Annotated in this window: 10 protein-coding genes; 9 read left to right on the forward strand and 1 reads right to left on the reverse strand. The window is 72.0% G+C overall.

Features of this window, described 5'->3' with window-relative positions:
- Positions 1-5: 5 nt before the first annotated feature.
- Entirely contained in the window at positions 6-419 is a 414-nt protein-coding gene (locus C7474_RS01445) for a GNAT family N-acetyltransferase (RefSeq protein WP_241965043.1), read from the reverse strand.
- Positions 420-573: 154 nt separating this feature from the next.
- Here C7474_RS01445 and C7474_RS01450 point away from each other — a divergent pair, with 154 nt between their 5' ends.
- From C7474_RS01450 to C7474_RS01490, 9 genes are all read left to right on the forward strand, one after another.
- Positions 574-2,862 (forward strand): carbon starvation CstA family protein, encoded by a 2,289-nt coding sequence (locus C7474_RS01450; protein ID WP_121056993.1) that lies wholly within the window; start codon positions 574-576, stop codon positions 2,860-2,862.
- A gap of 101 nt (positions 2,863-2,963) precedes the next feature.
- Positions 2,964-3,188 carry a YbdD/YjiX family protein gene (locus tag C7474_RS01455; protein ID WP_241965044.1) on the forward strand — a complete coding sequence of 75 codons (225 nt, stop codon included), beginning with the start codon at positions 2,964-2,966 and terminating at the stop codon, positions 3,186-3,188.
- Between the two features lie 60 nt (positions 3,189-3,248).
- Positions 3,249-4,436 carry a sensor histidine kinase gene (locus tag C7474_RS01460; RefSeq protein WP_121056997.1) on the forward strand — a complete coding sequence of 396 codons (1,188 nt, stop codon included), beginning with the start codon at positions 3,249-3,251 and terminating at the stop codon, positions 4,434-4,436.
- Complete coding sequence (locus C7474_RS01465) at positions 4,433-5,152, forward strand: LytR/AlgR family response regulator transcription factor (protein ID WP_121056999.1); 720 nt, start codon at positions 4,433-4,435, stop codon at positions 5,150-5,152. Before C7474_RS01460 ends, C7474_RS01465 begins: the two co-directional genes overlap by 4 nt.
- The gene (locus tag C7474_RS01470; protein WP_241965045.1) at positions 5,149-5,601 is read left to right on the forward strand and encodes a heavy metal transporter; all 453 of its coding nucleotides are present in this window, start codon (positions 5,149-5,151) and stop codon (positions 5,599-5,601) included. The genes C7474_RS01465 and C7474_RS01470 overlap by 4 nt, the downstream gene beginning before the upstream one ends.
- Entirely contained in the window at positions 5,598-7,055 is a 1,458-nt protein-coding gene (locus tag C7474_RS01475) for a sodium/solute symporter (protein WP_121057001.1), read from the forward strand. The genes C7474_RS01470 and C7474_RS01475 overlap by 4 nt, the downstream gene beginning before the upstream one ends.
- A gap of 205 nt (positions 7,056-7,260) precedes the next feature.
- Positions 7,261-8,424, forward strand: a complete 1,164-nt coding sequence (locus tag C7474_RS01480; protein ID WP_241965046.1) for a glycoside hydrolase family 3 N-terminal domain-containing protein — start codon at positions 7,261-7,263, stop codon at positions 8,422-8,424.
- A gap of 50 nt (positions 8,425-8,474) precedes the next feature.
- Complete coding sequence (locus tag C7474_RS01485) at positions 8,475-10,991, forward strand: DEAD/DEAH box helicase (RefSeq protein WP_121057005.1); 2,517 nt, start codon at positions 8,475-8,477, stop codon at positions 10,989-10,991.
- Positions 10,992-11,051: 60 nt separating this feature from the next.
- Complete coding sequence (locus C7474_RS01490) at positions 11,052-11,582, forward strand: DUF1697 domain-containing protein (RefSeq protein WP_121057007.1); 531 nt, start codon at positions 11,052-11,054, stop codon at positions 11,580-11,582.
- Positions 11,583-11,820: the final 238 nt, after the last annotated feature.

Here is an 11,820-nt window from a genome sequence, read left to right on the forward strand (position 1 = left end):
TCGCCCTACTCGGAAGCATCGCCCGAGCGATCGGCGCGGCCGCCGCCCGCCTCATCCCCGGACCCGTCCACCGCGTCGCTGCCCGCCGCATCCGCCGTCTGACGCCACACGACGGCGAGCCCGGGCACGTCGGTGTTCTCGAGGTAGCGCACGACGAACGGGCACTCGGGCACGACGATGTCGCCGCGTTCGGCGGCATCCGCCATCGCCGCCGCGACGAGCGTGGTGCCGAGGCCTCGACCCCCGAACGCCGGGTCGATGACCGTGTGCGCGAACACCAGCCGCCCGTGGTCGTCGGGCTCGAACGTCGTGAACCCGGCCGACACATCGCCCAGGTGGATCTCGTAGCGGCTCTTCTCGGCATTGCGCGTCACCGAGGGCTCGGATGCGGTCTCGGGGACGGTGGCGGGCTCGGTCACGGCGGCTCCTCTGGTCGGTGTCCCCACGCTACCCCCGCCGTTCGTCGCACGGGCCGCGCCGTTCGTCGCACCATCCGTCGCGGGGCGGATGCCGGACCCCGCGCCGTTCGTACGGTGAAGGGCACGCAACGATGCGCCCCCACGAGGAGATCCAATGACTGCACCTTCGTCGCGCCGCGGTCGCGGCGCCGCGCTCGAGTCCGAGCCGGACATCCCCACCGACCCGAGCCTTCCGCCCGTCTCGCTCACCCCCGAGCAGGATGCGAAGGACACCCGCTGGACCGCGCTGAAGATCGCGGTCTGGATCGTCATCGCACTGCTGGGCGGCGTCGCCTGGACGATGCTCGCCATCGTCCGCGGCGAGACGGTCAACGCGATCTGGTTCGTGTTCGCCGCGGTGTGCACGTACCTCATCGGCTACCGGTTCTACTCGAAGGTCATCGAGCGCTACATCACGCGCCCGAACGACAAGCGCGCGACGCCCGCCGAGGTGCGCTCCGACGGCAAGGACTACGTCCCCACCGACCGGCGCGTGCTCTACGGCCACCACTTCGCCGCGATCGCCGGTGCCGGCCCGCTCGTGGGCCCCGTGCTGGCGGCGCAGATGGGCTACCTGCCGGGCACGATCTGGATCATCGTCGGCGTCGTGCTCGCCGGTGCCGTGCAGGACTACACGGTGCTGTTCTTCTCGATGCGCCGTGGCGGGCGCACGATCGGCCAGATGGCCCGGCAGGAGCTCGGGCGCATCGGCGGCACGGCGGCGATCGTCGCGTCGCTGCTGATCATGCTGATCATCGTCGCGATCCTCGCCCTCGTCGTCGTCAACGCGCTCGGCGAGAGCCCGTGGGGCGTGTTCTCGGTGTCCATGACCATCCCGATCGCCCTGTTCATGGGCGTGTACCTGCGCTACCTCCGCCCCGGAAAGGTCACCGAGGTCTCCCTCATCGGCTTCGTGCTGCTGATCGCGGCGATCATCGGCGGCGGCTGGGTCGCCTCCACCGAGTGGGGCTACGCGATCTTCCACCTCGACCGCGAGGTGATCGCGTGGGGCATCATCGTCTACGGCTTCATCGCCGCGATCCTGCCGGTGTGGCTGCTGCTGGCCCCCCGCGACTACCTGTCGACGTTCATGAAGATCGGCGTGATCGTCATGCTCGCCGGGGCGATCGTGCTCGTGCGTCCGGAGATCACCGTGCCGGCGATCACGGTGTTCGGCGAGAACGGCCTGGGGCCGGTGTTCTCGGGACCGCTGTTCCCGTTCCTGTTCGTGACGATCGCGTGCGGCGCCCTGTCGGGGTTCCATGCGCTCATCGCGTCGGGCACGACCCCGAAGCTCGTCGAGAAGGAGCGTCAGACGCGCTTCATCGGATACGGCGGCATGCTCATGGAGTCGTTCGTCGCGATCATGGCCCTCGTCGCGGCCCTCTCGATCGACCAGGGCATCTACTTCGCGATGAACTCCCCTGCCGCCCTCACCGGTGGAACGGTGGAGGGCGCGGTGGCGTTCGTGAACTCCCTGGGGCTCACCGGCGCGCCGATCACCCCCGACATGCTCACCTCGACGGCCGCCGCCGTCGGCGAGGAATCGGTGGTCTCGCGCACCGGCGGCGCACCGACCCTCGCGCTCGGTCTCGCGCACATCATGCAGCAGGCCCTCGGCGGCCAGGCGCTGATGGCGTTCTGGTACCACTTCGCGATCATGTTCGAGGCGCTGTTCATCCTCACCGCGGTGGATGCCGGAACCCGCGTCGCGCGGTTCATGCTGCAGGATTCGATCGGCGCGTGGGTGCCGAAGTTCCGCGACGTGTCGTGGCGGCCGGGTGTGTGGATCTGCACCGCGATCATGGTGGCCGGCTGGGGCACGATCCTCATCCTCGGCGTCACCGATCCGCTCGGCGGCATCAACACGTTCTTCCCGCTGTTCGGCATCGCCAACCAGCTGTTGGCCGCGATCGCGCTCGCCGTCGTGCTCGCGATCGTCGCCAAGCGCGGCCGCGCCTACGTGAAGTGGCTGTGGATCATCGGGCTGCCGCTGGCGTTCGCCGCGGTCGTGACGATCACGGCATCCGTCTACAAGATCTTCTCGCCGGTGCCGGCGATCGGATACTGGGCGAACCACTTCAAGTACCGCGCCGCGCTCGAGTCGGGAGACGAGAGCCTCGGCCCGGTGCCGACCGTGGAGGCGGTCATCCGCAACACGGCCGTGCAGGGGACGCTGTCGATCATCTTCGTCTCCCTCGCGATCGTCGTGATCATCGCGGCGCTCATCGTGACCGTCAAGGCGATCCGCGCCGGCGGTGGGGACGACACGGAAGACGAGGCGGTGCCCTCGCGCCGTTACGCCCCGGCCGGATTCCTGCCCACGGCGAGCGAGCGCGAGCTCGAGAAGCAGTGGGAGCCGCTGCTGGCCGAGGAGCGGAAGGATCTCGCCCACCGTCACTGACGGGCGGCCACCCGATGGACACCGTTCACAACTCCGGAGATCCGACCGTCGAGACGGGCGGGCGCCCTCTGCCGCACCCATTCGGCGGCGATACTCCGGAGTTGTGGACGCCCTCGGCCCGCGCCGCGCGTGCCGGTCGCGCGATCGCACGCGCAGCCCATGGTGTCCACTGGTACGTAACGGCGCTGATGGGCGACAACGCCTATGCGACCTACGTCGCCCATCAGCGCCGCCACCACCCCCACGCACCGGTTCCGACCGTGCGGGAGTTCTGGCGGGCCCGCATGGACGAGCAGGACCGCAACCCCGGCGCCCGCTGCTGCTGACGGCCGTGCCCGCACCCGCCCCGATATCCGCCACGACCGGCGTCCTCGTAGGCTGACAGCATGACCGACGCCGTCGTGCTGGCCGCCGCCCTCGGCGTGGTCGGCGGGGTGGCCCTCACCGCGCTGCTGCTGCTGTCGCGCCGGCTCGCGCGCGGTTCGCGCGACCTCGGCAGCGACGCCGAGCAGGCCGCGCATCGTGCGCTGCACGAGGCGAGTCTCGCCGCCCCGCACCTGCACGCCGGGCTCGCCGACCCCGACGCGGGCCGCGCGCTGAAGCACCTGCGGGAGCTGCTGGGCAGCACCGCCGTCGCCCTCGTCGTCGGCGATCAGGTGGTGCTCGACGGGGCGGATGCGGATCTTCGCGGTTCGGCCGCGCGCGTCGCGGAGCGGGTGACGGCGACCGGCCGCCGCCAGGTGTTCCCGATGCGCGACGGTGCCGACCGCCGCGAGGCCGTCGGCGCACCGATCACGGTCGGCGGCGAGGTCGCCGGCGTGCTCGTCGCCTTCGCCGAACCGGTGCGCGCCCCGCTCGTGCGCGCCGCGGGAGAGGTCGCCGACTGGTGCGCGGCCCAGGTGGCCCTCGGCGAGCTCGACGCCTCGCGCACCGCGCTGGCCGAGGCGCAGCTGCGCGCGCTCCGCGCGCAGATCTCCCCGCACTTCATCTACAACGCGCTCACCGCCGTGGCCTCCTTCATCCACACCGACCCGCCGCGCGCCCGCGAGCTCGTGCTCGAGTTCGCCGACTTCACGCGCTACTCCTTCCGCCGGCAGGGCGAGTTCACGACCGTCGCCGAAGAGCTCGGCAGCATCCACTCCTATCTCGAGCTCGAGCGCGCACGGTTCGGCGAACGGCTCACCGTCGTGCTGCGCATCGCCCCCGAGACCCTCGCCACGGTGATCCCGTTCCTGTCGGTGCAGCCGCTCGTCGAGAACGCCGTGCGCCACGGTCTCGAGCCGGGGGAGGGTGGCGGCACCATCCGCATCGAGTCCCGCGACGACGCCACCCACACCGAGATCACGGTCGACGACGACGGCGTCGGCATGGATCCCGAGGCGCTGCAGGAGCTGCTGACGACGCGCGGCGACGGGGCGCACGTGGGCCTGCGCAACGTCGACACCCGGCTGCGGCAGCTGTACGGGCCTGCGGGCGCTCTGGTCGTCGAGACCGCCGAGGGCGCCGGTACCCTGGTGCGCATGCGGATCCCGAAGTCGCAGCCGCTGCACGACACCGCGGGGTCCGGGCCGTGATCGACGTCCTCGTCGCCGACGACGAGCGTCCCGCCCTGGACGAGCTCGTGCACCTGCTGCGCCAGGACGACCGCGTCGACACCATCCACGCGACCACGTCCGGTCCCGAGGCGCTGCGGATGCTGACCGAGCGGCCCGTGGCGATCGCGTTCCTCGACATCCACATGCCGCAGGTCGGCGGCCTCGAGCTGGCACGGGCGCTCCGCTCCCTCGCCGTGCCGCCCGCGGTCGTCTTCGTCACCGCCGACGACGCCCACGCCGTCGACGCGTTCGACCTGCGCGCGGTCGACTATCTGCTCAAGCCGGTGCGGGTCGAGCGGCTGCGCCGCGCCGTCGACCGGGCTCTCGAATTGACGGGCGCGGCTCCCGCGGACGCAGACGACGAGGTGCTGCCGGTGACGGTGGGACAGAGCGTGCGGTTCGTGCGACGCGCCGACGTGCGCTGGGTGCAGGCGCAGGGCGACTACTCCCGGCTGCACCTGGCCGACGGCAGCGGTCATCTCGTGCGGGTGCCGATCTCGGAACTCGAGCAGCGCTGGACGGATGCCGGCTGGGTGCGCGTGCACCGCTCGTACCTCGTGCACGCGACCGCCGTCACCGAAATGCGACTGACGGGCGCCGAGCCGACCGTGTCGGTCGGGGCTGTCGCGCTGCCGGTGAGCCGACGGCTCGTCGCGACCGTGCGCGAGGCGCTCGTCGGCGGCGGCGCGCGATGACCGAGCCGCCCGGCGACGGTGAGCCGCTCGGGGGCGGGGACATTCCGGCCGTCGAGCTTCCCGCCGGCGGCGACGCGCCCGACCGGCCGCGCCGCGTGCGCGTGACCTCGCAGTCGGCGTCGGCGCCGGATGCGGCATCCACCCGCGGGATCGCGCTGCCGGGCTCGTCGGTCGACGATGCCGCCACCGTCTACGCCCGCGCGTTGCGGCGCAGCCAGCTGCGGCTTGCGCTGGGGACGGTGCTCGGGTTCGTCGTGGTCGTCGTCGCCCTGTCGCTCGGTATCGCGCTGCTGCCCGATCTCGACCGCATCGTGCTCGCCGGGATCCCGCTGTCGTGGCTGCTGCACGCCTTCGCGTACTACCCCGTCATCATCGTGTTCGCGCTGCTGTACGTGCGCACCGCGACCCGCAACGAACGGCGCTTCCGCGCGCTGGAGGACGACGGATGAACGCCGTGCTCGACCTCGTCGCCGTCGCGCTCGTGGCCGCCGCGACGGTGCTGATCGGCGTGTACGGCCTGCGCGTCTCGCGTACGACGGGCGACTTCTTCGTCGCCTCCCGCACGGTGCGCCCGGTGTGGAACGCGTCCGCGATCAGCGGCGAGTACCTGTCGGCGGGGACGTTCCTGGGGCTGTCGGGCCTCATCCTGCTCGAGGGGGCGGGGGCGTTCTGGTTCCCGATCGGCTACGCCGCCGGCTACCTGCTCGTGCTGCTGTTCGTCGCGGCCCCGCTGCGCCGCAGCGGTGCTTACACGATCCCCGACTTCGTCGAGGCACGGCTGGAGTCGCGCGCCGCCCGACGCGTCACGAGCGCCCTCGTGCTCGTGATCGGCTGGATGTACATCGTGCCGCAGCTGCACGGGGCGGGGATCACCCTCGTGGTGGTCGCGGGCCTGCCGCCGTGGGCCGGCGCGGTCATCGTCGCGGTGCTGGTGGGGGCGGTCGTCGCCGCCGGCGGCATGCGCGCGATCACGTTCGTGCAGGCGTTCCAGTACTGGCTGAAGCTCACGGCGCTGCTCGTGCCGGTCGTGCTCATCGCATTCGCTCTCGCCGGCGGTCCGCACGAGATCGATCCGACGCTCGTGTTCCCCGCCGAGGCCGGTCCCGGCGGCATCGACGCCTACGGGTCGGCGTCGCTGCTGCTCGCGCTGCTGCTGGGGACGATGGGCCTGCCGCATGTGCTCGTCCGGTTCTACACGAGCCCCACCGGCGTCGCCGCGCGCCGCACGACGGTGCTCGTGGTCGTCATGGTCAGCGCGTTCTACGCCGTCTCGACGGCGATGGGGCTGCTCGCCCGTGCCCTCGCGCCCGACCTCGCCGCGCCCGGCACCGCCGACACCGTCGCGCTCGTGCTGCCCTCGCGCATCTTCCCCGGACCCGGCGGCGAAGTGCTCACCGCCCTCATCGTCGCTGGCGCATTCGCGGCGTTCCTCGCGACCTCGTCGGGGCTCATCGTGTCGCTGGCCGGGGTCGTCAGCCAGGACGTGTTCTCGGGTTCGGTGCGCTCCTTCCGCCTGTCGGCTGTGCTCTGCACGCTCGTTCCGCTCGGCATCGCGCTCGTCACCGCTCCGGAGGGGTTGGTCGCGAGTGTCGGCGCCGTGTTCGTGCTCGCCGCCTCGAGCCTGTCGCCGGTCGTGCTGCTGGGCATCTGGTGGCGCGGACTCACGGCCCGCGGAGCCGTCGCCGGCATGGTGACCGGTGCCGCCGCCTGCGCCGTCGCCCTCGTCGTGCACCTCGCGATCGACGGCGTCGGGTTGGCGGCGCCGCTGCTCGCCCAGCCCGCGGCCTGGACGATCCCCCTCGCCACCGCCGTCACCGTGGCGGTGTCTCTGCTCGACCGGCGCGGCGCCCCGGTGCGCGTGGACCGCTACCTCGCCCGGCTGCACACGCCCGACCGTCCCTGATCCCGGTCCCGGACGCCGGCGCCTTCGCCAGGCACGCGGCTCCCGGGACTCCCGAGTGCGGTGCACCCGGGAGGGGATGTGCATTCAGGAGGGCTTTTCGGCCGGATCCACCCTCCTGTACGCATATCTCCTCCCGAGCGCACGCACCCGCGACCCCGATCACCGGATGCTGGCGCCCCGCGCCGCTGCCCGGAAGGATGGGAGGATGCGTCGCGCCGCCGTCCTCCTCGCCGCTGTGCTCGCACTGGCCGGCTGCGCTGCGAACCCCGCGCCGACACCGACGGCATCCGCATCCGCGACGGCCACGCCCACCCCGACTCCGACGCCCACCCCCACCCCCGACCCGGTCGAGGCCCTCACACTCGAGCAGCAGGTGGGGCAGCTGTTCATGGTCGGCACGACCGCCGACGCCCCCGATGCGAACGCCGCCGCCGCCGTCACCCAGCGGCACGTGGGCAACATCTTCCTGCGCGGCCGCTCGGCGGCGGGGTCGGCATCCGTCGCCGGCGTCGTCGGCCAGTTCACCGCGCTCGTCGGTCCCGACACCACGGCGGGCGTGCGGATGTGGGTGGCGACCGATCAGGAAGGCGGCGAGGTGCAGGTACTGCGCGGCCCCGGCTTCTCCGACATGCCGTACGGCATCCGCCAGGCCGACCTGCCCGACGATCAGCTGCGCGCGCAGGCGCGCACGTGGGGCGGCGAACTGGCGTCGGCGGGCGTCGACATGAACCTCGCCCCGGTCGCCGACATCGTCACGAGCCACGACACCCGCTTCGACAACCCGCCGATCGGCGCATTCGGTCGCCAGTACGGCTACGACGCCGCCACCGTCGGCGCGAAAGCCGGTGCGTTCGCGGCCGGGATGCGCGACGCCGGCATCCTCCCCACCTTCAAGCACTTCCCGGGTCTCGGGCACGTCACCGCCAACACCGACACGACCGCCGACGTCGTCGACGCGACCGTCGTGCGCGGCGGACCCGACATCTCCGTCTACGACGGCCTCACGGATGCCGGCGCGAGCGTCGTCATGGTCAGCTCCGCGATCTACCGGAACCTCGACCCGTCGGCGCCCGCGGTGTTCTCGCCGACCGTCGTGGGCGACATCCTGCGCGGCGACGTCGGCTTCGACGGCGTCGTGATGACCGACGACATCTCCGGCGCCGTCGCCGTGGAGAACGTCGCACCCGCCGACCGCGCCACGCGTGCGATCGACGCCGGCGTCGACCTGCTGCTGCTGTCGGCCGACGCCTCGCAGCTGCCGGCCATGTACGACGCCGTGCTCGCGAAAGCCCAGCAGGACCCCGCGTTCGCGCAGAAGGTGCAGGCGGCGGCCTCCCGCATCCTGAGCGCGAAGTCCGACCACCCGTAGCCACCCGCGCGGTGCGGCAGACTCGGAGGGTGAGCGCACCGACCCGGCTGATGGACGCCATCCCCGCGGATGCCGGCGGCGACGCCGTGTACGACGGGTTCACGGCGTGGGCGGAGGGGCGCGGCCTCACCCTCTATCCCGCGCAGGACGAGGCGGTCATGGAGCTCGTCTCCGGCGCGCACGTCGTGCTGGCCACCCCGACCGGCACCGGCAAGTCGCTCGTGGCCGTCGCCGCCCACGCCGCGTGCCTGGCATCCGGGGGTCGGTCGTACTACACGGCGCCGATCAAGGCGCTCGTGAGCGAGAAGTTCTTCGCCCTCGTCGAGATCTTCGGGCCCGAGAACGTCGGCATGGTCACCGGCGACTCGTCGGTCAACCCCGACGCGCCGATCGTGTGCTGCACCGCCGAGATCCTCGCGAACCTCGCGCTGCGGCAGGGGGCGGCGGCAGACGTCGACCAGGTCGTGATGGACGAGTTCCACTACTACGGCGACCCGGACCGCGGCTGGGCGTGGCAGGTGCCGCTGCTGACCCTCACCGGCGCCCAGTTCCTGCTGATGTCGGCGACCCTCGGCGACGTCACCGCGATCACCGACGACCTCGAGCGGCGCACCGGGCGTCCCGTCGCCGAGGTCACCGGCCTCACCCGCCCCGTGCCGCTGCACTTCTCGTACGAGCGTCGACCCGTGCACGAGGTGCTCACGATGCTGCTCGACGAGGGCGAGGCGCCCGTCTACATCGTGCACTTCGCGCAGGCCGCCGCGCTGGAGCGCGCGCAGGCGCTCGCGTCGGTGCAGATCGCCTCGCGGGCGCAGCGTGACGCGATCGCCGAGGCGATCGGCGGCTTCCGCTTCACGACCGGCTTCGGCAAGACGCTCTCCCGCCTCGTGCGGGCGGGCATCGGGGTGCATCACGCCGGGATGCTGCCCCGGTACAGGCGGCTCGTCGAGACGCTCGCCCAGCGGGGCCTGCTGCGGGTCATCTGCGGCACCGACACCCTCGGTGTCGGCATCAACGTGCCGATCCGCACGGTCGTCATCACGGCACTGTCGAAGTACGACGGTACGAAGATGCGGCAGCTCAGCGCGCGCGAGTTCCACCAGGTCGCGGGGCGCGCCGGCCGCGCCGGCTACGACACCCACGGCAACGTCGTCGTGATGGCCCCGGAATGGGAGATCGAGAACGCGGTCGCCCTCGCCAAGGCCGGTGACGATGCCGCCAAGCGCAAGAAGATCGTGCGCAAGAAGGCGCCGACCGGCGTCGTCAACTGGGGCGAGGGGTCGTCGGAGCGGCTCATCGCCGCGGCACCCGAGCCGCTGGTGCCGCAGCTGAAGCTGACCGCCGCGATGCTCATCAACGTCATCGCCCGCGGCGGCGACGTGTTCGCCGACGTGCGCGCGCTGGTGTTCGACAACCACGAGCCGCGTGCGCGGCGCTACGCGCTGGCCCGCCGCGCGCTCGCGATCTTCCGCACGCTCCGCGACGCGGGCATCGTCGAGGCCGATGAGCGCGGCATCCGGCTCACCGTCGACCTGCAGCCGAACTTCGCGCTCAACCAGCCGCTGTCGCCGTTCGCGCTCGCCGCGATCGAGCTGCTCGACCCCGACGACTCGGCCGGTGGCGGCTCGTCGTCGCTGCCCGCGGATGCCGTCGGCTCCGGCCACTACGCCCTCGACGTCGTGAGCATCATCGAGTCCACGCTCGACGACCCGCGCGCGATCCTCTCGCAGCAGGAGTTCAAGGCGCGCGGCGAGGCGGTGGCCGCGATGAAGCGCGACGGCATCGAGTACGACGAGCGGATGGCGCTGCTCGAGGAGGTGACCTATCCGAAGCCGCTCGACGCGCTGCTCGCCCAGGCGTTCGAGGTGTTCGCCTCGAGCCAGCCGTGGGTGCGCGACTTCGCACTGTCGCCGAAATCGGTGGTGCGCGACATGTACGAGCGCGCCATGTCTTTCGCGGAATACGTCTCGTTCTACCAACTCGCGCGCAGTGAGGGGCTCGTGCTGAGGTACCTGTCCGACGCGTATCGCGCGATCCGGCAGACCGTGCCGGATGCGGCGACCACCGACGATCTCGACGACCTCGTCGAGTGGCTCGGCGAGCTCGTGCGGCAGGTGGACTCGAGCCTCGTCGACGAGTGGCAGTCGCTCATCGACCCGCAGGACGACCCCGACGCGCCCGTCGTGCCTCCCGCTCCACCGTCGATCATCGCCAACCGGCGCGCGTTCACGGTGCTGGTGCGCAACGAGCTGTTCCGCCGGGTGCAGTTGGCCGCGCTGCAGGACGACGATGCACTGACCACCCTCGACCCCGACGTCGACTGGCCCGCCGCGCTCGATGACTATTACGACGACCACGACGAGATCCTCACCGGGGGAGCCGCCCGATCCCCTCGCCTGTGCGTCATCGACGAGACGGATGCCGCGAACGGCATGTGGCGTGTCGAGCAGACCATCGACGATCCCGCCGGCGACCACGACTGGCGCATCCACGCGGACGTCGACCTTCCGGCATCCGTCGAGGCGGGTGCGGCGGTGGTGCGGGTGACGCAGGTCGCGCGCCTGTAGCCCTCGCGTCCTGCGCCTGTAGCCCTCGCGTCCTGCGCGCCGTCGAGGCAGAATGTGCGGATGGCGACGTACCTGGCCTTCCTTCGGGCGATCAATCTCGGAGCGAAGCGGGTCTTCCCCAAGGGCGACATCCGGCGCGTGGCCGAGGAGCTCGGCTTCGAAGACGTCGACACGCACATCAACACCGGAAACGTACGGCTGAGCACTCGCATGCGGTCGCGTGCCCGCATCGAGGCGGCCCTCGAGCAGGGCTTCGCCCGCGACCGCGGGTTCGAGGTGCCCACGATCGCGTACTCGCAGCGCGAGTTCGCCGCCCTCGCCGAGGAGGCGACGGCGGTCACACGGCCCGGGCTCGCCCGCCACTACGTGTATCTGATGAAGGACGAACTGACCCCGGCGCAGGCGCGCGCCGTGGAATCGACCTCGGGCGACAAGGGCGAGATGGTCGTGCGCGGGCGGGTCGCCCACGCACTGCTCGCCCCCGGATACCAGGACGGCGACGTCGACCCGCTCCGCGCCGCGAAGCTGCTCGGCACCACGACCAGCCGCACGCTGACCGTCATCAGCACCCTCGCCGCGAAGTGGTGCTGACCCGCGCGGTGATACCGGCAGCCGCGCATGTCACACAATCGGCGGGTGCGCGGGGCCGCAGGAGACACTTCGCGTGACATGCTTCGCGTGCATGTCACACGAACGGTGTCTCGCGGATGCCGGAGGCGGCACGACGTGTGACATCTCCGGTCGAGGATCGCCGACGCCGCCCGCCCTCCCCGACGCCGCAGTCTTCCTCCCCACCACCCGCTGACGCCCCGGCTCCCCGGCGCGGACC

Source organism: Microbacterium telephonicum (genome assembly GCF_003651225.1).
Classification (GTDB): Bacteria; Actinomycetota; Actinomycetes; order Actinomycetales; family Microbacteriaceae; genus Microbacterium; species Microbacterium telephonicum.

Coding starts and splice junctions, on each gene's coding strand:
- C7474_RS01480 (WP_241965046.1), top strand. CDS start 7,261: ATGCGTCGCGCCGCCGTCCTCCTCGCCGCTGTGCTCGCACTGGCCGGC.
- C7474_RS01490 (WP_121057007.1), top strand. CDS start 11,052: ATGGCGACGTACCTGGCCTTCCTTCGGGCGATCAATCTCGGAGCGAAG.
- C7474_RS01460 (WP_121056997.1), top strand. CDS start 3,249: ATGACCGACGCCGTCGTGCTGGCCGCCGCCCTCGGCGTGGTCGGCGGG.
- C7474_RS01475 (WP_121057001.1), top strand. CDS start 5,598: ATGAACGCCGTGCTCGACCTCGTCGCCGTCGCGCTCGTGGCCGCCGCG.
- C7474_RS01470 (WP_241965045.1), top strand. CDS start 5,149: ATGACCGAGCCGCCCGGCGACGGTGAGCCGCTCGGGGGCGGGGACATT.
- C7474_RS01485 (WP_121057005.1), top strand. CDS start 8,475: ATGGACGCCATCCCCGCGGATGCCGGCGGCGACGCCGTGTACGACGGG.
- C7474_RS01450 (WP_121056993.1), top strand. CDS start 574: ATGACTGCACCTTCGTCGCGCCGCGGTCGCGGCGCCGCGCTCGAGTCC.